Genomic DNA, 22,174 nt, shown 5'->3' with positions numbered 1-22,174 from the left:
GCCGATGGTACTGCAGGGGGGACCCTGTGGGAGAGTAGGACGCCGCCGAACAATCTTTATGGACCCTCGGTCCCGGCCTCTGCGCTGGGACCGAGGGTCTTTTTGTTTTGCCCCACCGGTGCGCGGTCACTCGGCAGGTACGAGAGACTGGCACTACAGCAGCACGAACCAAGGAGTTACGACGATGTCCAACTCGCCCGAGGATCGGTCGGATCGGCCTGAGCGCCGGGAGCCGCGACAGAGCGGTGGCGACCGGGGCGGTTTCCGCACCGGCGGCCCGCGCCGCGATGGTGACCGGGCCGGCGGTTTCCGCCGGGATGACCGTCGTGACGACCGACCCCGTACCGACCGCCCGAGTTCTGACCGTCCGAGCTCTGATCGCCCCCGTTCTGACCGTCCGCGTGAAGACCGCCCGCGTACGGATCGTCCCAGCGGTGACCGCGGCGGCTTCCGCCGTGACGACCGTCCGCAGGGCGACCGTCCGCGTTCCGGCCCGCCGAGTGGCGACCGTCGTGACGGCCCGCCGCGTGGTGGCTCGCGTCCCGACGACCGTGGCGGCAGCTTCCGTCGTGACGACCGTCCGCAGGGTGACCGTCCGCGTTCCGGCCCGCCGAGCGGTGACCGCGGCGGCTTCCGCCGTGACGACCGCCCGCAGGGTGACCGTCCGCGCTACGACCGCCCCAGCAGTGACCGTCCCCGTGACGACCGTCGTGACGGCCCGCCGCGTGGTGGCTCGCGTCCCGACGACCGTGGCGGCAGCTTCCGCCGTGACGACCATCGTGACGGCCCCCCGCGCTCCGACCGTCCGCGCTCCGGCCCGCCCAGCGGTGACCGCCGTGACGACCGTGGCGGCAGTTTCCGTCGCGACGACCGCCCGCAGGGTGACCGTCCGCGTTCCGGCCCCCCGAGCGGTGACCGCGGCGGCTTCCGCCGTGACGACCGCCCGCAGGGCGACCGTCCGCGCTACGACCGCCCCAGCAGTGACCGTCCCCGTGACGACCGCCGTGACGGCCCGCCGCGCGGCCCCCGCCAGGACGACCGCGGCGGCAGCTTCCGCCGCGACGACCGTCCCCAGGGCGACCGCCCCCGGTACGACCGTCCCAGCAGCGACCGGCCGAGCAGTGACCGTCCCCGCGAGGACCGGCCGCGCTTCGAGCGTCCGCGTGAGGACCGTCCCCGTGAGGACCGTCCGCGCTACGAGCGGTCGGGCAGCGACCGTCCCAGCAGTGACCGTCCCAGCAGTGACCGTCCGAGCAGCAGCCGTCCCGGCAGCGACCGCCCGCGTGAGGACCGTCGTGACGGGCCGCCGCGCGGTCCGCGTCAGGACGACCGCCGTGACGCGCCCCCGCGTGGGCCGCGCCGTGACGACGACCGGGGCCAGAGCCGCCGGCCGGCGGAGGAGAGCCACGGACGGTTCGAGAGCGCCGGGCGTGAGGACCGCCGTGAGGAGCGGGAGCCGGTCAAGCGGCTGCCGATCCCGGACGAGGTCACGGGTCAGGAGATCGACCCGAGCGTGCGCCAGGAGCTGATGAGCCTGCCGAAGACGCTCGCCGACGATGTGGCGCGCAACCTGGTCATGGTGGCGCAGCTGCTGGACGAGGACCCGGAGGCGGCCTACGAGTACTCCAGGATCGCCCTGCGGCTCGCGTCGCGCGTCGCCGCCGTGCGGGAGGCCGCCGGCTTCGCCTCGTACGCGACCGCTCGCTACGGCGAGGCGCTCGCGGAGTTCCGCGCCACCAAGCGGATGACGGGTTCCGTGGACCTGTGGCCGGTCATGGCGGACTGCGAGCGCGGCATGGGCCGTCCGGAGCGCGCGCTGGCGATGGCGGGTGCGCCGGAGGTGCAGAAGCTGGACAAGGCCGGTCAGGTCGAGATGCGGCTCGTCGCCGCGGGCGCCCGGCAGGACATGGGCCAGCCCGAGGCCGCGGTGGTGACGCTGCAGGGTCCCGAGCTGGCGGCGAACGCCATGAACCCGTGGACCGCGCGACTGCGGTACGCCTACGCCGACGCGCTGCTCGCCGTGGACCGCAAGGCCGAGGCGCGCGAGTGGTTCGCCAAGGCGGCGGAGGCCGACCAGAGCGGCAGCACGGACGCCTCCGACCGGCTCGCCGAGCTGGACGGCGTCGAGTTCGTGGACGCGCTCGTCGAGGACCCCGCGGAGTCGCACGACCTGGCGGAGTCCGTCGTGCCGGCGGACGCGGAGTCCGAGGACGACGCGGACGATGACGAGGACGACGAGGACGACGTCGAGATCACCGAGGCCGAGGTCGACATCACGGACGAGGCCGATCCGGCGTCGTTCCTGGACTCGCCCTTCAAGGAGCCCGGTACGGGCACCAGCAAGGCCTGAGCGCTCGCACAACTGAGAGGCGGCACCCGCGGACATCGCGGGTGCCGCCTCTTCGCGTTGCGTCCTTGCGGGGCGAGCTCGGGCGTCGGCTCAGCCCAGTTCGAGGCTGCGCATGACCAGGCCGCTGGCCGGCTTCGGTCCGAAGGAGGTGGACTTGCGGGGCATCGTGACGCCCTGGCGGGCCAGCTCACGGACGACGGCCTCGTCCACGGGGTGCATCAGGACTGCCGTGCCGCCGTGCCGCTCCGCCTGCTCGACGGCCGACTCCGTCGTGTGCAGATAGCTGATGTGCTCCGGGACGTCGGGCACTTGCCAGATGTCGTCGAGGAGCAGGCTGTGCAGGACCGTCGCGTCGAGCTGCCGCCATTCGCGCGGCCGGTCGTGCGGTACGGATCGGTCGATCTGCAGTGGATCCGGCCGGTCGAGCAGCCGGAACCGGCCGTCGCCCGCGAGCAGGAAGGCGTTGCCCTCCGCCGCGGCCGCCGCCAGCGCGTCCAGCGCCACCGGCAGCGGTCCGTCGACGTCCGTCACGCGGAAGGCGTGCCGGGCGGCCTCGACGGCGTCGGCGACCGGAAGCTGCGGGAGCACCCGGTGGATGGCACGGACCCGCAGCGGGTAGTGGGCGGTGTCGACGAGGAGCACCAGGCCGTGATCCCAGGGGCTCGGCCCGGACTGCTCGGCCTGCAGCCGCAGATAGGTTGCCCAGCGGTGGTGGCCGTCGGCGATGAGCGCCTGGCGGGGCGACAGGTCGGCGTCGATCGCGGCGAGGGTCCCCGGATCGGTGATCGACCACAACTTGTGGTGGATGCCGTCCTCGGTGGTGGTGGCGAGCAGCGGTTCGGTGTCCGCCGTACGGTCGACGATCTCCGCGACGGTGCCGCCGCCCTGGTAGGCGAGCAGCAGCGGTTCGAGGTTGGCGCCGGTCGCGCGCATCAGGGCGGCGCGGTCGGCCACCGGCCCCGGCATGACGTCCTCGTGCGGGAGCACGATCCGCTCCTCGGGCGGCGTGAGCCGCAGGACGCCGATCAGGCCGCGTTGCAGATGGTCGCCGTCCCGCTGCTCGTACACGTACAGCCCGGGTTCCGGGTCGGGGGCGAGGACGCCCTCGCGCTGCCACCGGTCGAGGGCCGTGGCGGCCTGCCGGTGGCGGCTGGTGGGATCGGCGTTGTGGGGCAGGATGAGACGGACGACGTTGTGCGGGTCGGCGGTCTCCAGATGACGCTGCCCGTCCGGCCGGACCACGACGTCGTACGGGGGCGAGGTGACGGCGGCCAGGCTGCCCACCCTCTCCGGCACGTAGCGGAGCCCGCGGAAGGGCGCGAGGCGCAAGCCGTGGGGAGCGGGTCCTGAAGTGGTCATCAGGGCATGCTACGTGGCCCGCGGCGATGGGGGATGATCAAGGTGATGGACGACATACGAGGAGCGGACACGCGATGACCCACCGGACCAGTCCGAGCGGTTCCGACCGAGCACTGGACGCCGCGTACGACACGGCTCTGCTCGATCTCGACGGGGTCGTGTACGCGGGAGGCGAGGCCATCGCGCACGCCGTCGAGTCCCTCGCCACCGCGCGCGAGCACGGGATGCACCTCGCGTACGTCACCAACAACGCGGCCCGCACCCCGCAGACGGTGGCCGCACATCTGACGGAGCTGGGCGTGCCCGCGGAAGCGGAGGACGTGATCACCTCGGCTCAGGCGGTCGCCCGGCTGATCGCCGAGCAGGTGCCGGCGGGCTCGCGGGTGCTGGCGATCGGCGGCGAGGGGCTGCAGACGGCGCTGCGCGAGCGCGGTCTCGAGCCGGTGGCGTCGGCGGAGGACGGTCCGGCGGCCGTGGTGCAGGGCTACGATCCCGAGCTGCGCTGGTCGCTGCTGGCGGAGGCCTCGTTCGCGGTGGCGCGCGGTGTGCCGTGGTTCGCGTCCAACACCGATCTGACGATCCCGAACCCGCGCGGGATCGCGCCGGGCAACGGCGCGGCCGTGGAGGTCGTACGGATCGCTACCGGCGCCGAGCCGCAGGTGGCGGGCAAGCCGCAGCCGCCGATGCACCGCGAGACGATCCTGCGGACCGGTGCGAAGCGACCGCTGGTGGTCGGCGACCGGCTGGACACCGACATCGAGGGTGCGACCGGCGCCGAGGTGGACTCGCTGCTGGTGCTGACGGGTGTGACGACGGCGGCGCAGCTGCTCGCCGCCGTGCCGAAGCACCGGCCGACGTATGTGGCGGCCGATCTGCGCGGGCTGCTGGAACCGCAGCCGGAGGTCACGGTGGACGGTGACGGGGCGCGCTGCGGCGGCTGGACGGCTTCGGCGGACGGCGACGCGCTCACGGTGGAGGGCGATGGTGACGCCCTCGACGGACTGCGGGCCCTGTGCGCGGCCGCCTGGGCGGCGGCGGGCGACGGCGCGTGCGAGTCGGACGCCGGGAAGGCGCTGGCGCGGCTCGGGTTCTGAGCCCCGGGCCGTCGGTGGTCGGAGGTCGGTGGCCGGCCGGGTGCCGCCAGGGCGTGTGTCGAAAGTGGCGCCGTTCGCCCGTAGGGCGCGTCCAGGCGTCGCGTGCCAGGCGGGACTTTCGCAACACGCCCTAGAGCAGTGAGCGCAGCCGCAGCAGGTCCCGCAGGCCGGCCTCCAGCTTGACCCGGCCGCTCCCCCACGCCTTGGCGAAGCTCAGTTCGCCGCCGACCAGGGCGATGAGGTCGTCGCCGGCCATCGCCAGCCGGATCTGCGCCTTCTCGGCGGGCGCGCCGGGCACCGTCGTCACGTCATGGATCCGGCCGTCCGTCAGCCGTCCGACGAAGGTCGTGCCGAGGTCCGTGATGTGGCAGCTCAGCGACCGGTCCAGGGACGTGGCGCTGCGGATGTCGCCGTTGGCCCGCGTGAGGTTCTCCGACAGCTGGTCGAGTGCGCTGCGGCACTCCTCGATGGTCGCCATCGGTCGGGCGTCTCCCGTTCGGGTGGTGCGTACAGGCGCCGGGGTCGCCCGCGCCACGATCATGTGATCCGTTCGATCGACGGTACCTCAGGGCACCGTACGCCGTGAGCCGGGCAGTACGGGTAGCGTCAGGTGCGGATACGTCAATGGCGAGGCAATGGCGAGGCGAGGAGTGAGGGCGATGCGGGACGCGCTGCGTACCTGTCTGCAGATCGCGGGCGGCCTGACCGAGGCGACCCGGCGGCGGGCGGTGGGGGCGGCCAGGGAGCTGCTCGACCAGACGGGGATAGATGTCGACGCCGTCCAGCGCAGGATCGGCGAGAGCATTCCGCCGGAGGTGCAGACGCTGGCGGACGAGCTGATGGCGGCCGGACGGGCCAACCGCGATCTGCTGATCGGGCTGATCCGCGAGGAGGTCGACAAGGCGATGAGCCGGGTCGGACGGGTCGCCGACGAGGTCACGAAGGTCGGTGTGGTCCTGGAGGCGCTGGAGCGCCGCGTCCGGAACCTCGAGGACGAGGAGGAGGACGTGGACGCCGGCTTCGGGGCCGCTTCCACCGGGACCGCGTCACCGCTGTTCGAGCGGATCACGGTCGACCCGATGGAGCCGGCCGAGCCGGCCGAGCCGGTCTACCCCGTCGATCCGGAGGCTCCCGCCGGGCCGGCCGCCACCGAGCGGCCCGTAGCGCCGGTCCGGTCCGTGACGTCCGCGAAGTCAGCGAAGCCGGCCAAGCCCGTAGAGACGGTGCAGCCCGAGCGGCCCGCGGCGACCGAGCCGAAGGCTCCGGCCAAGGCGAAGAAGACGTCGCCGGCCGCCACGAAGACCGCCCCGCCTGCCAAGAAGGCCGCTCCCGCGAAGAAGACGGCCACCGTGAAGAAGACGGCTCCCGCCAAGAAGACGGCTCCCGCCAAGAAGTCTCCCGCGGCCAAGGAGACGGCTCCGCCCAAGGAGCCGACTCCGGTCAAGAAGACCTCCGCAGCGAAGAAGACGACGCCGGCGAAGAAGACCGCTCCGGCGAAGAAGGCCCCCGCCGCGAAGAAGGCCGCACCCGCCAAGAAGACCGCCGCCCGCAAGAAGACGGCCTCCGATGAGTGAACCGCTGCCCGGGGAGGGGCCGCCGAACGGGATCGCTCCGCTGGGCCTGGCACCGGCGCCCACCGGCCAGGCCGCGGTGGACACGCTGATCGTGCGGCTGAGCGACGCCGACGACCTGCCGACCGCGGATCACATCGAGGTGTACGAGGATGTGCACCGTGGGCTGCGCGAAGCGCTCACCGCACTCGACGACAACAGGAGCTGAACCGTACGTGGCACGACGCCGACTCGACGCCGAGCTGGTGCGCCGAAATCTGGCGCGCTCGCGCGAGCACGCCAGCCAGCTGATCGCCGCGGGGCGGGTCACCATCGGCGGCGCCACCGCGACCAAGGCCGCCACGCAGGTGGAGACCAGCGCGGCCGTGGTGGTGGCCAAGGACGACAACGAACCCGACTACGTGTCGCGCGGCGGCCACAAGCTCGCCGGCGCGCTGGCCGCGTTCACCCCGCTCGGTCTGAAGGTCGAGGGGCGGCGCGCGCTGGACGCGGGGGCCTCCACCGGGGGCTTCACCGATGTGCTGCTGCGCAACGGCGCCGCGACCGTCGTCGCCGTCGACGTCGGCTACGGCCAGCTGGCCTGGTCGCTGCAGAGCGACGACCGGGTCGTCATCAAGGACCGCACCAACGTGCGCGAGCTGACGCTGGAGCACATCGACGGCGAGCCCGCGGACATCATCGTCGGCGACCTGTCGTTCATCCCGCTCGGCCTGGTGCTGCCCGCGCTCGTGCGGTGCGCCGCGCCCGACGCGGATCTCGTGCTGATGGTGAAGCCGCAGTTCGAGGTCGGCAAGGAACGGCTGGGCACCGGTGGTGTCGTGCGCAGTACGCAGCTGCGCGCCGAGACCGTGCGGACGGTCGCCGGGCAGGGCGCGGCGCTCGGACTGGGTGTCATGGGCGTCACCGCCAGTCCGCTGCCGGGACCTTCCGGCAATGTGGAGTACTTTCTGTGGCTGCGCGCCGGTGCGCCCGATCTGGACCCGGCGGATGTCGACCGTGCTGTGGCGGAGGGGCCCCGTTGACGACGAACACCGAAACGCAGGACTGTGCCGGGCCGAAGGGCCGCATGATCTTCCTGCTCACGCACACCGGCCGCCCGGCCGCGATCCGCAGCGCGGAACGGGTCGTGCTCGGCCTGCTGCGCTGCGGGATCGGGGTGCGGGTCCTGACGGACGAGGCCGCGGACCTGGCCGCGGAACTGCCGCTGCCCGCCGAGGTGGAGCTGGTGACGGAGGGCGGCCCCGGGGCCGTCGAGGGCTGCGAACTGATCATCGTCCTCGGCGGTGACGGGACGCTGCTGCGCGGCGCGGAGTTCGCGCGCGCTTCCGGCGTACCGATGCTGGGGGTCAACCTGGGGCGGGTCGGGTTCCTCGCCGAGGCGGAGCGGGACGACCTGGACAAGGTCGTGGACCGGGTGGTCACCAAGCAGTACGAGGTCGAGGAGCGGATGACGCTCGACGTCCTCGTCCGCAACGACGGACATGTGGTGCACACCGACTGGGCGCTCAACGAGGCGTCGGTGGAGAAGCAGGCGCGCGAGCGGATGCTGGAGGTCGTGACCGAGGTCGACGGCCGTCCGGTGTCACGATTCGGCGGCGACGGCGTGGTCTGCGCGACCCCGACCGGTTCGACGGCCTACGCCTTCTCGGCCGGCGGCCCGGTGGTCTGGCCCGAGGTCGAGGCCCTGCTGATGGTGCCCATCAGCGCGCACGCGCTGTTCGCGCGGCCGCTGGTGACCTCGCCGCGCTCGGTGCTCGCCGTCGAGGTGCAGCCCAAGACACCGCACGGCGTGCTGTGGTGCGACGGCCGGCGCACCGTCGAGCTGCCCGCCGGGGCCCGTGTGGAGGTACGGCGGGGCGCGGTGCCGGTACGCCTCGCCCGGCTGCACCACGCCTCCTTCACGGACCGTCTGGTGGCGAAGTTCGCCCTGCCCGTCGCGGGCTGGCGGGGCGCGCCGCAGTAACCCGGGAGTGCCGGTGGCCGATGCCCGTCGCGCGCCGGGCCGCAAACCTCGTATGGTCGTATCCGTGTTGGAGGAGATGCGGATCCGGTCGCTGGGTGTCATCGAGGATGCCGTGGTGGAGTTTTCACCCGGTTTCACCGCGGTGACCGGCGAGACCGGTGCGGGCAAGACCATGGTCGTCACGAGCCTCGGCCTGCTGTTGGGCGGCCGGGCCGATCCCGCTTTGGTGCGGATCGGTGCGAAGGCGGCGGTGGTCGAGGGGCGGATCACGCTCGGCCGGGACTCGCCGGCCGCCGTCCGCGCCGAGGAGGCGGGGGCGGAACTCGACGACGGCGCGCTGCTGATCAGCCGTACCGTCTCGGCCGAGGGGCGGTCGCGGGCCCATGTCGGCGGGCGTTCCGTGCCGGTCGGGCTGCTCGGCGAGCTCGCCGACGACCTGGTGGCCGTGCACGGCCAGACCGACCAGCAGGGCCTGCTGCGCCCCGCCCGGCAGCGCCAGGCGCTGGACCGGTACGCGGGCGACGCCGTGGCCGTACCGCTGGCGAAGTACGGGGCGGCGTACCGGCGGCTGCGGGAGGTGGCGGGCGAGCTCGACGAGCTGACCACCCGGGCCCGTGAGCGGTCCCAGGAGGCGGATCTGATCCGGTTCGGGATCGGCGAGGTCGCCGACGCCGAGCCGCTGCCCGGCGAGGACACCGAACTGGCCGCGGAGGCCGAACGGCTCGGCCACGCCGAGGCGCTGGCCTCCGCCGCGGCGGTCGCGCACGCCGCGCTCGCGGGCAATCCCGAGGACCCGGAGGGCAATGACGCCAACACCCTCGTCTCCGGGGCCCAGCGCGCGCTGGAGGCCGTCCGCGCCCATGACCCGGCGCTCGCGGCGCTCGCCGAACGCATCGGTGAGATCGGCATCCTCGTCGGCGACGTCGCCCAGGAGCTCGCCGGCTACTCGGACGACCTGGACGCCGATCCGCTGCGGCTCGCCGCGGTGGAGGAGCGGCGGGCGGTGCTCTCCCATCTGACCCGCAAGTACGGCTCGGACATCGATGGGGTGCTGGCCTGGGCCGAGCAGAGCGCCGCCCGGCTCGGTGAGCTGGAGGGCGACGACGAGCGGATCGCGGAGCTGACCGGGGAACGGGACGCGCTGCGGGCCGAGCTCGGGGACCTCGCGCAGGCGCTGAGCGACGCCCGTACCGAGGCGGCGGACCGTTTCGCCGCCGCGGTCACCGCGGAACTCGCCGAACTGGCGATGCCGCACGCCCGCGTCGGGGTGGCCATCCGGCAGACCGCCGATCCCGAGGGGATCCAGGTCGGCGGCCAGCTCGTCGCCTTCGGCGCGACCGGCGCCGACGAGGTCGAGCTCCAGCTCGCCCCGCACCCCGGCGCCCCGGCCCGGCCGATCGCCAAGGGCGCGTCCGGTGGTGAGCTGTCGCGCGTGATGCTCGCCGTCGAGGTCGTCTTCGCCGGATCGGATCCCGTGCCGACGTATCTCTTCGACGAGGTCGACGCCGGTGTCGGCGGCAAGGCCGCGGTCGAGGTGGGCCGCCGGCTGGCGCGCCTCGCGCGGACCGCGCAGGTCGTCGTGGTCACCCACCTCCCGCAGGTGGCGGCGTTCGCCGACCGGCAGCTGCTCGTGGAGAAGACGAACGACGGTTCGGTGACCCGCAGCGGTGTCACCGTTCTCGAAGGAGAGGACCGGGTGCGGGAGCTCTCCCGTATGCTCGCCGGGCTCGAGGACTCCGAACTCGGCCGGGCCCACGCCGAGGAGTTGCTGGCCGCGGCCCGCGCCACCAGCTGAGCCCGGCCGGTCCCGGTCGAGCCCGGCCGGGGCCACGCCCGGCACGGCGCGTAAGCGCACTCGTTCGAGTGATCCACGGCGCCCGTACCCGGGCCGGGAGGCGGTCGGTGCCCACGGCATGCCGTGGGGGCCTGGCATCCTTGGGGTACGGCGCAACAGCCGTCGTCCGACGCCGAGTCAGGAGCTGTACCCGGGTGAGCAGCACTCCGATCCCCCCGCGAGGACAGCTGCACGCCGTCCTCGTGCTGGGCGGGGCGGGCGGTCCCGCAGGTGCGCACGTCAGCTCGCTCGCGGGCGGCCTCGTCGCCCGCGGAGTGCGGGTCACGGTGTGCGGCCCGGCCGCCGCCGAAAACGATTACGCCCTCACCGCCACCGGCGCCCGGTTCGAGCCGGTGGAGATCGCCCACCGGGCGGCCAGGTCCGACGCGACGGTCATCACGGAACTCCGGGTGGCCTGCACGGACGCCGACGTGGTGCACGCGCACGGCCTGCGCGCCGGGTTGCTGTCGTCGCTGGCGCTCAGCGGCCGTTCCACCCCGCTGGTGGTGACATGGCACAGCGCGGTCCTCGTCGAGGGCGCCAGAGCCCGGCTGCTGCGCTGGCTGGAGCGCCGGGTGGTGCGGGCCGCGGCCGTGGTGCTCGGGGCCTCTTCCGACCTGGTGGACCGGGCCAGGACACTGGGCGCCCGGGACGCGCGGCTGGCGCCGGTCGCGGTGCCGGTGCCCAGGGTCGCGGCCCCGGAGCCGCATGGCGACGCCGAGCGGATGCGGCAGAAGACACGGGCCGAGTTCGGGGCAGTGGACCGGCCCCTGGTGCTGGCCGTCGGCCGGCTGGAGCCGCACAAGGGCTACGACCTCCTGCTGGACGCCTGCCGCATGCTGGCGGACCACGACCCCCGGCCCCTGGTCATCGTGGCGGGAGAGGGCTCCCGGCGGGCCGCGCTGGAGCAGCGGATCGACACCGAACGGCTGCCCGTCCGGCTGATCGGCCGCCGGGCCGATGTCACGGAACTGCTGGCCGCCGCCGATGTGGTGGTGCTGCCGAGCCGGTGGGAGGCGCGCGCCCTGATCGCCCAGGAGGCCCTGCACGCGGGGGTGCCGCTGGTCGCCACCGCGGTCGGCGGGATCCCCGAACTCGTCGGTGACGCGGCGGAGCTGGTGCCGTACGGCGATCCGGGCGCGCTGGCCCGGATGGTGGCCCGGCTGCTCGACGAACCGGAGCGCCGGCTCGCGCTCGCCGCGGCCGGGCGGGCCCAGGCCGCCACCTGGCCGACCGAGGACGACACGGTCGCCCAGGTGCTGAGCATCTACGACGAGTTGGCGCAGCGCTGAACCCCTGAGCCGCGGACCCCCGCAGCGCTGAACCCCAGAGCCGCGGACCCCCGCAGCGCTGAACCCCAGAGCCGCGAACGCCTGAGCGGTGGGGGCGGGGCCGTGTGGCCCCGCCCCCACACGTACGGGCTCAGCCGCCGCCGTACGCTCCGCAGGCACTCAGCCGCAGCGCCGTGTCGATGAGCGGCACATGGCTGAACGCCTGCGGGAAGTTGCCGACCTGGCGCTTGAGCCGGGGGTCCCACTCCTCGGCGAGCAGCCCAAGGTCGTTGCGGAGCGCCAGCAGCTTCTCGAACAGCTGGCGGGCCTCGTCCACCCGGCCGATCATCGCCAGGTCGTCGGCCATCCAGAACGAGCAGGCCAGGAAGGCCCCTTCGTCACCCGGCAGCCCGTCGAGGTTGTCCTCGCCGCTGTTGGTCGGGTAGCGCAGGATGAAGCCGTCCTCGGTGCTCAGCTCGCGCTGGATCGCCTCGATGGTGCCGATGACGCGCTTGTCGTCCGGCGGCAGGAAGCCCATCTGCGGGATGAGCAGCAGCGAGGCGTCCAGCTCCTGGGAGCCGTAGGACTGCGTGAAGGTGTTGCGCTCCTTGTCGTAACCCTTCTCGCAGACGTCCCGGTGGATGTCGTCGCGCAGTTCGCGCCAGCGCTCCAGCGGGCCGTCCGCCTCGCCCGACTCGATGAGCTTGACGGTGCGGTCCACCGCGACCCAGGTCATCACCTTGGAGTGCACGAAGTGGCGGCGCGGGCCGCGCACTTCCCAGATGCCCTCGTCCGGCTCGTTCCAGTGCGATTCGAGATAGCGGATCAGCTTGAGCTGCAGCAGGCTCGCGTAGTCGTTGCGGGCCAGCCCGGTCATATGGGCCAGGTGCAGGGCCTCGGTGACCTCGCCGTAGACGTCCAGCTGCAGTTGGTGGGCGGCGCCGTTGCCGATCCGGACCGGGGTGGAGCCCTCGTAACCGGGCAGCCAGTGCAGCTCGTTCTCGCCGAGCTCACGCTCGCCGGCGATGCCGTACATGATCTGCAGGTTCTCCGGGTCGCCGGCCACCGCGCGCAGCAGCCACTCGCGCCAGGCCCGCGCCTCGTCCCGGTAGCCGGTGCGCAGCAGCGAGGACAGCGTGATCGCCGCGTCGCGCAGCCAGGTGAACCGGTAGTCCCAGTTGCGGACCCCGCCGATGTCCTCGGGCAGCGAGGTCGTCGGAGCGGCGACGATGCCGCCGGTGGGCCCGTACGTGAGGCCCTTGAGGGTGATCAGCGAGCGGACCACGGCGTCCCGGTAGGGGCCGTGGTACGTGCACTGGTCGACCCAGTCCTGCCAGAACTGCTCGGTGGACTCCAGCGAGGCCTCCGGCTCCGGCAGCGACGGCGGCGGGCGGTGCGAGGGCTCCCAGCTGATGGTGAAGGCCACCCGCTCACCCGGCGAGACGGTGAAGTCCGCGTACGTCGTCAGGTCCTTGCCGTACGTGTCGACCTCGGTGTCCAGCCAGACGGAGTCCGGCCCGGCCACCGCGACCGTGCGGTCGCCGACCTTGTGCACCCACGGCACGATCTGGCCGTAGGAGAAGCGCATCCGCAGGGCGGAGCGCATCGGCACCCGCCCGCTGACGCCCTCCACGATCCGGATCACCTGCGGGGCGCCGTCACGGGGCGGCATGAAGTCGATCACCCGGACCGTGCCGCGCGGGGTGTCCCATTCGGATTCCAGCACGAGGGAATCGCCCCGGTAACGCCGTCGCGTCGCCGCGGGCGGACCGGTTCCGGCGGCGTGGGCCGGGCCCAGCCTCCAGAATCCGTGCTGCTCGGTTCCGAGCAGGCCGGCGAAGACCGCGGGGGAGTCGAACCGGGGCAGGCACAGCCAGTCGACCGTGCCGTCCCGGCAGACCAGTGCAGCGGTCTGCATATCGCCGATGAGTGCGTAATCCTCGATGCGCCCGGCCACCTGCATCTCCAGTCGAATGACGGCGCCGGCCTCGGAGGGCCGGTCTTGCGGTCTGGGGATTTTCGACGAGCTCGTGTTCCGGGAGCGGGCGGGGTTGATGCCGTGCCGGCCGGCTCGCAGCGATGTGTCCGAGCAGGATACGTCGTCGGGGAGGGAGGTGCGCGCGTGGCGGTTGTCTTCACTGGGCCGGTCGGGTGCACTTGTTCCGCTCATGCCCGAGCATGCCATGAGTCCCCTTGCGAGCTGCTAAAAGCGGGCTAGTGACGTCGCCGCCGGACACAGCCGCCCACGGTCGCTGTTACCCTGGTAGCCCGTGGGCCGGTGGGCCGAACCACTGAACCGCCGCGACGGCACTCCCCCTGATTCCGTGCCGTCCCGACCCTCACCTCGCGACCACGGGAGCCCCCTCTTGGCAATTGCGCCCAAATCCACGACGACCAAGCACATCTTCGTCACCGGGGGTGTCGCCTCCTCCCTCGGGAAGGGGCTCACGGCCTCCAGCCTCGGTGCGCTGCTGAAGGCGCGCGGCCTCCGGGTCACCATGCAGAAGCTCGACCCGTACCTCAACGTGGACCCGGGCACGATGAACCCGTTCCAGCACGGTGAGGTCTTCGTCACTGACGACGGTTCCGAGACCGACCTCGACATCGGCCACTACGAGCGTTTCCTGGACGTCAATCTCGACGGCTCGGCGAACGTGACCACGGGCCAGATCTACTCCACGGTCATCGCCAAGGAGCGTCGCGGCGAGTACCTCGGCGACACCGTCCAGGTCATCCCGCACATCACCAACGAGATCAAGTCCCGGATCCGCCGGATGGCGACCGACGACGTGGACGTGGTGATCACCGAGGTCGGCGGCACCGTCGGCGACATCGAGTCGCTGCCCTTCCTGGAGTCGGTGCGCCAGGTCCGGCACGAGGTCGGCCGCGACAACGTCTTCGTGGTCCACATCTCGCTGCTGCCGTACATCGGCCCCTCCGGTGAGCTCAAGACCAAGCCGACCCAGCACTCCGTCTCGGCGCTGCGCAGCATCGGCATCCAGCCCGACGCGATCGTGCTGCGCGCCGACCGACCGGTGCCGGACGCCATCAAGCGCAAGATCTCGCTGATGTGCGACGTCGACGAGGACGCGGTCGTCGCCGCCATCGACGCCCCGTCGATCTACGACATCCCCAAGGTGCTGCACACCGAGGGCCTGGACGCTTACGTCGTCCGCAAGCTGGACCTGCCGTTCCGTGATGTGGACTGGACCCAGTGGGACGACCTGCTGAAGCGGGTCCACCAGCCCGCGCACCAGGTCACGGTCGCGCTCGTCGGCAAGTACATCGACCTGCCCGACGCGTATCTGTCGGTGACCGAGGCGCTGCGCGCCGGCGGTTTCGCCAACAACGCCAAGGTCACCATCAAGTGGGTCACCTCGGACGAGTGCAGGACCCCGGCCGGCGCCAAGAAGCACCTCTCCGGCGTCGACGCGGTCTGCGTACCCGGTGGCTTCGGCGACCGCGGTGTCGAGGGCAAGGTCTCGGCGATCACCTACGCCCGCGAGAACAAGATCCCGCTGCTGGGACTCTGCCTGGGCCTGCAGTGCGTCGTCATCGAGGCGGCCCGCTCGCTGGCCGGCATCCCGGACGCGAACTCCACCGAGTTCGACCCGGCGACCGGCCACCCCGTCATCTCGACGATGGCCGAGCAGCTCGACATCGTCGACGGCAAGGGCGACCTGGGCGGCACCATGCGGCTGGGCCTGTACCCGGCGAAGCTCACCGAGGGCTCCATCGTGCGCGAGGTGTACGGCGGCGAGCCGTACGCCGAGGAGCGCCACCGCCACCGCTACGAGGTCAACAACTCCTACCGGGCCGAGCTGGAGAAGAAGGCCGGACTGGTCTTCTCCGGGACCTCGCCCGACAACAAGCTGGTGGAGTACGTCGAGTACCCGCGCGAGGTGCACCCGTACCTCGTCGCCACTCAGGCGCACCCCGAGCTGAAGTCCCGCCCGACGCGCCCGCACCCGCTCTTCGCGGGTCTGGTCGCGGCGGCGGTCAAGCGCCAGCAGGGCTGATCATCGATTGATCGGTACGGTGCTGGGGACGGATCTTCGTGATCCGTCCCCAGCACCGTTCTGTCTGCCGGCCCGGCGCTCGCACCGGGCCGTTACGTTCTCACCGGTTCACGGAGGGCATCATGCTGCAGGACATCGCCGAGGAGTGGCAGGTCACCGCGACCTCGACGCCGTTCGCCGGGGCGAAGACGAGCGTCCGCACGGACGCGGTCGTCATGCCGGACGGCGGCACCGCCAAGCGCGACTACCAGGTCCACCCGGGCTCGGTGGCCGTGGTCGCCCTCGACGAGGACGGCCGGGTCCTGGTGCTGCGCCAGTACCGGCACCCGGTACGGCAGAAGCTGTGGGAGGTGCCCGCCGGGCTCCTCGACGTGCCCGGTGAGAACCCGCTGCACGCGGCGCAGCGCGAGCTCTACGAAGAGGCGCACGTCAAGGCCGGGGAGTGGCGGGTGCTCACCGATCTCTACACCTCTCCCGGCGGCAGCGACGAAGCCGTCCGGATCTTCCTGGCCCGCGACATCGCCGAGGCGGAGGGCGAGCGGTACGAGGTCACCGGGGAGGAGGCCGACATGGAGTACGCCCGGGTGCCGCTGGCCGAGCTGGTGCGCGACGTGCTGGCCGGGCATCTGCACAACAGCTGCCTGGTGGCCGGGATCCTCGCGCTGCACGCGACGCTGTCCGGCGACGGGGTGGACGCGCTGCGGCCCGCCGACGCGCCCTGGCCGGCCCGGCCCTTCACGGCATAAGCGGTGTCGGCGCGCCGCTGATCCGATGGAGTGATCATTGTGCGGATCGGCTGCGCGGGGCCCCCGGGCCGGGCATGTCCCCGTGCACCGGGTCCGGCCGTCCGGGCGACCGTCCCGGACTCCGCGCGAGGCCGCGCGGTGGCCGTTCGTGATCGCCCGGACAGGGCCTAGGCTCGATGGTGTTCCCGTTCGCAGCGGCGGCGGGCTCGTGCGCGCAGGCAGAACGGGAGAGTGCCCGTGGCGGATCAGGTGCTGGACGCCGGTGAATCGGTGGCCGACGCGGACTTCGTGCCGTCACCCGGCCATGGGCCGGAGGCGAAGGACCCGGTCCCGCCCCCACCGTCGGTGCCGGGCTGCGCCCTGCCCGGGGACGTGCCGCACTTCGTCGGGCGCCGCCGGGAACTGGACGGGCTGCGGGCCGACATCGACCGGCCGGGCCTGGCCACGCTGGGCGGCAAGGTGGCGGACGGCAGCCGCGTCCTGCTCATCGCGGGACGGCCCGGCTCCGGGCGGACCGCGCTCGCCGTCCATCTCGCCCGGGACGTCGCCGCGCGCTACGCCGACGGGCAGCACTTCGTACGGCTCACCGGCAGCGGCGGCGAGCGCACCCCTCCGGAACAGGCCGCGCGGGCGCTGCTGCGGGCCCTCGGCGCCGGGTCGCCGCTGCCGGAGGCGGAGCCCGGTGAGGTGTACGCGGCACTGCGCGCGGCACTGGCCGGCCGCCGCACGGTCCTGGTGCTCGACGACGTCTCGCACGCGGACCAGCTGCTGCCGCTGCTCCCGGAAGGGCCCGGCAGTCTGGTGGTGGCGACGTCCGAGGGACCGCTGCCCGGTGTCCCCGACGTCCGGCCGTGCACCCTCGGCGGGCTGGACACCGCCGCCTCCGTCGATCTGCTGTCGCAGGCGATCGGCCCGACCCGGGTCACCTGTGACCCGCGGGCGGCCGAGACCCTCGTCCAGGAGTGCGCCGGGCACCCCACCGCGCTGCGACTGGTCGCCGCCTGGCTCGCCGCCCAGCCGCGGCTGTCGGTGACCGACGCCACCAGCCGGCTGCGCGCGGTACCGGATGAACCGGCGCCTCCGGCGAAGACCGCGGCGAAGACCGGGCCCCAGGCCGGGCGCGGCGCCGTGCCGCCGGCGGAGCCTGAAGCGGCTGCCGCGACCGGCTCCGACGGTGCGCCCGGGACCGGGACCGAGGCGGGCTCCGAGCGGGTGGCCGGGTCCGGGCCGAAGGGGCGCGCGGAGGTGACCGCGAAACCGGAGGCCGGGCCAGCTCCCGCGGCGGCATCCGTCGCCCACGCCACCGCGCCGGAGGCGTCACCGCGCGCCACCGCGCCGCCCCAGCTGGTGCGCGCCTTCCGGCTGGTCTACGACTCGCTGCCGCCCACCGCCGCCCGGATGCTGCGGCTGCTGGCGCTCGCGCCGGCCGGACTGGTGGACTCGCACATCGCCTCGGCGCTGGCCGGCTGCTCGGTGACCGCGGCGCAGAGCACGCTGGACGACCTCGCCGCGCACGGGCTGCTGCACGGGGATCCGGTGGATCCGCCGCTGCCACCGCAGTACCGGGTGCCCGGCTGTCTCGAACCGCTGCTGCGCGCTCTGCTGGAGACCCGGGACCGGACGGGCGAGGTCCAGCTGGCCAGGGCCCGGATGCTGGAGCGGACGGTGCGGCTGCTGCAGTCGTGCCGCATCACGCTGGAGCCCGACGGTTCCCCGGGCCGGGCGTCGCTGGAGGGCCTGCCACGCTCGATGCGCTTCGCGTCGCGGTCCGCCGCCGCCGTATGGCTGCGGGCCCGCCTCCCCGCGCTGCTCGCCGCGGCTCACGCGGCCGTCGCCGACGGGGAACTCGACACTCTGGCACGGCGGTTGGTCGCCAACTTGGTGCGGGCACTGGGCGTGGATCCGGCGGACCGGGAGACGGCGGGGGAGCGCTATCAGCTGCACGCTTTGGTGCTCGATGTGGCGACCCGCCGCGGGCTGCCCCGGGAGAAGGCGGCGGCGCTGATCAACCTCGCCGACCTCGATGTGGAGGCAGGCAGGACCCGGGAGGCGCTGGACCGCTACCGGCTGGCCCTCGGCGAGGCGCGGACCGGTGACGACGGGGAGGCCGAAGGCCGGGCGATGGAGGCCATCGGCGGCACGTACCTGGAGCTCGACGACCCGCAGCGGGCCGCGGACTGGTACGGCAGGGCGCTCGCGCTGCGGCTGGCCCGCGGCGAGACCGGCCACGCGGCCCGGCTGCACGGCCGCCTCGGCGCACTGCACACCTACGCCGGCCGCTACGGCCCCGCGCTGCGCGAGTGGCGGGCCGCCGCGGGCGCCCACCGGCGGCTCGGCGACCTGCCGGCCCAGGCCCGCGCGCTGAGCGAGGCGGCTCGGGTCCAGGAGTACGCGGGACATCCCGAGGACGCTCTGCGGACCTGTCGTGACGCCCTGTACTGGGCCCGGCAGGCCGGCGACGAACGGCTGGAAGGCGCCGTCCTGCTGCGGATGGCCGACACCCTCGACCGGCTCGGCGACCCGGGCGGCGCACGTCTGCAGCGCGCGGCCGCGAAGCGCCTGCTCAGCCCGGGTGAAGTCCCTGGCTGAGCGGGCCCGAAAAACGGTGGCCTGAAGGCGTCAGCGCCCCAGGCCTACGAATCTGTCATCGTTCTCGGCCAAACTAATCACTTTGTAAGGCTAGACAGAGAGTCTTCCTTCACTAGACTGGGCTCCGCCGCGCACATCGCGGTCAGGTCCGACGTGTGACGCTTTCTCGCGCCATGTACGGACAGCTGCAGCCATTCCTGTCTTCCAATGAGTGCAAGGACCGTGATCGACGTGAAGGTCGGCATCCCCCGCGAGGTCAAGAACAACGAGTTCCGCGTGGCCATCACCCCCGCCGGCGTGCATGAGCTCGTGCGCCACGGACATGAGGTCTACGTGGAGCAGGGCGCCGGTCTCGGCTCCTCCATCCCCGACGCCGAGTACACCGGCGCCGGCGCGAACATCCTCGGCACCGCCGACGAGGTGTGGGCCACCGCCGATCTGCTGCTGAAGGTCAAGGAGCCGATCGCCGAGGAGTACCACCGCCTCCGCAAGGACCAGACGCTCTTCACGTACCTGCACCTGGCCGCGTCCCGCGCCTGCACGGACGCACTGCTCGAGTCCGGCACCACCGCCATCGCGTACGAGACGGTGGAGACCGCGAACCGCGCCCTCCCGCTGCTCGCCCCGATGTCCGAGGTGGCCGGCCGGCTCGCCCCGCAGGTCGGCGCGTACCACCTGATGCGCTCGGTCGGCGGCCGCGGCGTGCTGCCCGGCGGCGTCCCCGGCGTCCAGGCCGGCAAGGCCGTCGTCATCGGCGCCGGTGTCTCCGGCTGGCACGCGACCACGATCGCGCTCGGCATGGGCTTCCACGTGACCCTGCTCGACAAGGACATCAACAAGCTGCGCGAGGCCGACAAGATCTTCGGCACCCGCGTCCAGACCATCACCTCCAACGCCTTCGAGCTGGAGAAGGCCGTCCTCGAGGCCGACCTGGTCATCGGCGCGGTGCTGATCCCGGGTGCGAAGGCGCCCAAGCTCGTCACCAACGAGCTGGTGTCCCGCATGAAGCCGGGATCGGTTCTTGTCGACATCGCGATCGACCAGGGCGGCTGCTTCGAGGACTCGCGTCCGACCACGCACGCCGACCCGACCTTCGAGGTCCACAACTCGGTCTTCTACTGCGTCGCCAACATGCCGGGCGCGGTGCCCAACACCTCGACCTACGCGCTGACCAACGCCACGCTGCCCTACATCGTGGAACTGGCCAACCGCGGCTGGCGTGAGGCGCTGCGCCGCGACGCCGCGCTGGCGCTGGGCCTCAACACCCATGAGGGACAGGTCGTTTACGGTCCGGTCGCCGAGGCGCACGACCTGCACAGCACGGACCTGCACACGCTGCTGGGCTGATCAGCGGGCGTGTGACGGGCGCGCGAAACGTCTACACGTCAACACGGCGACAACGGCCGGGCCTTGGAGACCCAAGGCCCGGCCGAGTGCGTCGAACGTACCAGTTTCACCGTTTCGTACCGCGCTGAAACATCGGCGACGACGCGGTTACGCCCTTGACAGCGGGGTGTTCGGTTACCGACACATCGTGCCGTGTCCGGCGGATTGTGTTGCTGTGAACCACTGACACGCCATAGAGTCGCCAACCGTCGGCATGCTGTCGCGCTGACCTATCGAGAAGTTTCCTGGTCACCAAGGAGGTAAGACGACTTGTGAATGAGTCGACATTTGCTCCCGGGGGTGGTCAACCAGGAATGACCGTTCAGGTCGAGAGCCCCAACAGGCTCGAGACCGTCGGTTCCGTCGCGGTCCGCACCTTCGAGGCACGCCGGGCCGACAAGAACACGGAGACGCACCCCACACACGCCATGGCGCCATACGAGGACGATCTGCAGGACGGTCAGTTCTACGACCCAGACGCGGAGTACGAGCCGGATCCCGAATACGCGGCCACACTCGCCCCGGACGCTGCCCGTCAGCGCCGCGAGCGGGTCGGTCCGACGGGACGCCCGCTTCCGTACTTCCCGATCCCCAATCCGCTCACCGACCACGGCCCGGCGAAAATCGTCGCGATGTGCAACCAGAAGGGCGGGGTCGGCAAGACGACCTCGACCATCAACCTGGGCGCCGCGCTCGCCGAGTACGGCCGCCGGGTACTTCTCGTCGACTTCGATCCGCAGGGCGCGCTCTCGGTCGGACTCGGCGTCAACCCGATGGAACTCGACATCACCGTCTACAACCTGCTGATGGAACGCGGGTTGGCGGCGGACGAGGTGCTGCTGAAGACCGCGGTGCCCGGTATGGACCTGCTGCCGAGCAATATCGACTTGTCGGCGGCCGAGGTCCAACTGGTCAGCGAGGTGGCGCGCGAGTCGACACTGCAGCGCGCCCTCAAGCCGCTGATGGCCGACTACGACTACATCGTCATCGACTGCCAGCCCTCGCTCGGCCTGCTGACCGTCAACGCGCTCACCGCGGCGCACTCGGTGATCGTGCCGCTGGAGTGCGAGTTCTTCGCGCTGCGCGGTGTCGCTCTGCTGACCGAGACCATCGAGAAGGTCCGGGAACGGCTCAACCCCGAACTCGAACTCGACGGCATCCTCGCCACGATGTACGACTCCCGCACGGTGCACAGCCGTGAGGTGCTCGCCCGCGTGGTCGAAGCCTTCGACGAGCACGTGTTCCACACGGTCATCGGCCGTACGGTGCGCTTCCCGGAGACCACCGTCGCCGGCGAGCCGATCACGACGTACGCGTCCAACTCCGTTGGTGCCGCCGCCTACCGTCAGCTCGCCAGGGAGGTGCTCGCCCGGTGTCACGCCGAGTGAGTCTCCCGGGTGCGGACGAACTGTTCCGCACCACAGGGGGCATGGGGCTGCAGGCCTCGCAGCCCCGTAAGCACGCCAACGCGGACGCCCAGAAGGCCCCTCAGGCCGACGGGCGGCTGCGGCCGGTACCCGACGCCCCGGCGGACGGGAACGAGCCGCAGACGGGCACAGCGCCCGACGGCGGCGGCCAGGACGGGACCCCGGCCGAGCACAGCGGCCGCGAGGGGATCCCGCAGGGCCGCCGTCCACAGGCCGCGGGCCAGCCGCCCACGGCCCCGGTGCCGGTGCAGCAGACGCGCCGCAAACAGCAGCGGCCGCGCCCCAGCGGCCGTGAACGGCACGACGAGAAGATCACCGTCTATGTCTCCGCCGAGGAGCTGATGGATCTCGAACACGCGCGGCTCGTGCTGCGCGGTGAACACGGCCTGGCGATCGACCGCGGCCGGATCGTCCGCGAGGCGGTCGCCGTGGTGCTGGCGGATCTGGAGTCCCGCGGGGACGCGAGCATCCTGGTGCGCCGCCTGCGGGGCCGCTGAGCCACCGGGCGGTGGTCGGCGTGGCCACGGCGACGTCGGACGGGGCGGCTCAGTAGGCTCCCTGCCGG

General features: G+C 72.6%; 17 protein-coding genes. 14 read left to right on the top strand and 3 right to left on the bottom strand.

Features of this window, described 5'->3' with window-relative positions:
* The first annotated feature begins 1,513 nt into the window (after nt 1–1,513).
* Nucleotides 1,514–2,350, top strand: a complete 837-nt coding sequence (locus tag C6N31_RS25195; protein ID WP_198358271.1) for a tetratricopeptide repeat protein — start codon at nt 1,514–1,516, stop codon at nt 2,348–2,350.
* A 90-nt stretch (nt 2,351–2,440) separates the two neighbouring features.
* Here C6N31_RS25195 and C6N31_RS25190 read toward each other — a convergent pair whose 3' ends face one another.
* The gene (locus C6N31_RS25190) at nt 2,441–3,709 is read right to left on the bottom strand and encodes a DUF1015 domain-containing protein (RefSeq protein ID WP_138353369.1); all 1,269 of its coding nucleotides are present in this window, start codon (nt 3,707–3,709) and stop codon (nt 2,441–2,443) included.
* Nucleotides 3,710–3,783: 74 nt separating this feature from the next.
* On the opposite strand from C6N31_RS25190, the gene C6N31_RS25185 reads away from it, so the two are divergent.
* A complete protein-coding gene (locus C6N31_RS25185; protein WP_138353368.1) occupies nt 3,784–4,803 on the top strand; it encodes an HAD-IIA family hydrolase in 1,020 nt (339 codons plus the stop codon).
* Between the two features lie 130 nt (nt 4,804–4,933).
* Here the strand turns inward: C6N31_RS25185 and C6N31_RS25180 are convergent, their stop codons facing one another.
* Complete coding sequence (locus C6N31_RS25180) at nt 4,934–5,281, bottom strand: SCP2 sterol-binding domain-containing protein (protein ID WP_138353367.1); 348 nt, start codon at nt 5,279–5,281, stop codon at nt 4,934–4,936.
* 181 nt (nt 5,282–5,462) lie between these two features.
* On the opposite strand from C6N31_RS25180, the gene C6N31_RS25175 reads away from it, so the two are divergent.
* The 6 genes from C6N31_RS25175 to C6N31_RS25150 all read left to right on the top strand — a co-directional run bounded on the left by C6N31_RS25175 (nt 5,463) and on the right by C6N31_RS25150 (nt 11,463).
* A complete protein-coding gene (locus C6N31_RS25175) occupies nt 5,463–6,377 on the top strand; it encodes a histone (RefSeq protein ID WP_198358267.1) in 915 nt (304 codons plus the stop codon).
* A complete protein-coding gene (locus C6N31_RS25170; RefSeq protein WP_138353366.1) occupies nt 6,370–6,582 on the top strand; it encodes a hypothetical protein in 213 nt (70 codons plus the stop codon). Before C6N31_RS25175 ends, C6N31_RS25170 begins: the two co-directional genes overlap by 8 nt.
* Before the next feature lie 7 nt (nt 6,583–6,589).
* The gene (locus C6N31_RS25165) at nt 6,590–7,396 is read left to right on the top strand and encodes a TlyA family RNA methyltransferase (protein ID WP_244809118.1); all 807 of its coding nucleotides are present in this window, start codon (nt 6,590–6,592) and stop codon (nt 7,394–7,396) included.
* 44 nt (nt 7,397–7,440) lie between these two features.
* Nucleotides 7,441–8,337: an NAD kinase gene (locus C6N31_RS25160; RefSeq protein WP_138353383.1), complete on the top strand. Its 897-nt coding sequence runs from the start codon at nt 7,441–7,443 to the stop codon at nt 8,335–8,337.
* Between the two features lie 52 nt (nt 8,338–8,389).
* A complete protein-coding gene (recN, locus tag C6N31_RS25155; protein ID WP_138353364.1) occupies nt 8,390–10,132 on the top strand; it encodes a DNA repair protein RecN in 1,743 nt (580 codons plus the stop codon).
* 194 nt (nt 10,133–10,326) lie between these two features.
* Nucleotides 10,327–11,463, top strand: a complete 1,137-nt coding sequence (locus C6N31_RS25150; protein ID WP_138353363.1) for a glycosyltransferase family 4 protein — start codon at nt 10,327–10,329, stop codon at nt 11,461–11,463.
* 130 nt (nt 11,464–11,593) lie between these two features.
* Here the strand turns inward: C6N31_RS25150 and C6N31_RS25145 are convergent, their stop codons facing one another.
* Nucleotides 11,594–13,399: a glycoside hydrolase family 15 protein gene (locus tag C6N31_RS25145; RefSeq protein WP_244809116.1), complete on the bottom strand. Its 1,806-nt coding sequence runs from the start codon at nt 13,397–13,399 to the stop codon at nt 11,594–11,596.
* 409 nt (nt 13,400–13,808) lie between these two features.
* Between C6N31_RS25145 and pyrG the strand changes: the two genes are divergently transcribed.
* The 6 genes from pyrG (at nt 13,809) to C6N31_RS25115 (ending at nt 22,106) form a co-directional block, all read left to right on the top strand.
* A complete protein-coding gene (gene pyrG / locus C6N31_RS25140) occupies nt 13,809–15,461 on the top strand; it encodes a CTP synthase (protein ID WP_138353361.1) in 1,653 nt (550 codons plus the stop codon).
* 122 nt (nt 15,462–15,583) lie between these two features.
* On the top strand, nt 15,584–16,207 hold the full coding sequence (locus C6N31_RS25135) for an NUDIX domain-containing protein (RefSeq protein ID WP_203675201.1): 624 nt from the start codon (nt 15,584–15,586) through the stop codon (nt 16,205–16,207).
* Between the two features lie 237 nt (nt 16,208–16,444).
* On the top strand, nt 16,445–18,796 hold the full coding sequence (locus tag C6N31_RS25130) for a tetratricopeptide repeat protein (protein WP_381587888.1): 2,352 nt from the start codon (nt 16,445–16,447) through the stop codon (nt 18,794–18,796).
* A gap of 231 nt (nt 18,797–19,027) precedes the next feature.
* Nucleotides 19,028–20,143, top strand: a complete 1,116-nt coding sequence (gene ald / locus C6N31_RS25125; protein ID WP_138353380.1) for an alanine dehydrogenase — start codon at nt 19,028–19,030, stop codon at nt 20,141–20,143.
* A 353-nt stretch (nt 20,144–20,496) separates the two neighbouring features.
* On the top strand, nt 20,497–21,570 hold the full coding sequence (locus C6N31_RS25120) for a ParA family protein (RefSeq protein WP_138353360.1): 1,074 nt from the start codon (nt 20,497–20,499) through the stop codon (nt 21,568–21,570).
* The gene (locus C6N31_RS25115; RefSeq protein WP_198358266.1) at nt 21,567–22,106 is read left to right on the top strand and encodes a hypothetical protein; all 540 of its coding nucleotides are present in this window, start codon (nt 21,567–21,569) and stop codon (nt 22,104–22,106) included. Before C6N31_RS25120 ends, C6N31_RS25115 begins: the two co-directional genes overlap by 4 nt.
* Nucleotides 22,107–22,174 lie beyond the last annotated feature (68 nt).

This window comes from Streptomyces fildesensis (assembly GCF_016107395.1).
Lineage (GTDB): Bacteria > Actinomycetota > Actinomycetes > Streptomycetales > Streptomycetaceae > Actinacidiphila > Actinacidiphila fildesensis.
Note: the sequence above shows the minus strand (reverse complement) of the source record. Positions and strands in the feature narration are given on the sequence as shown.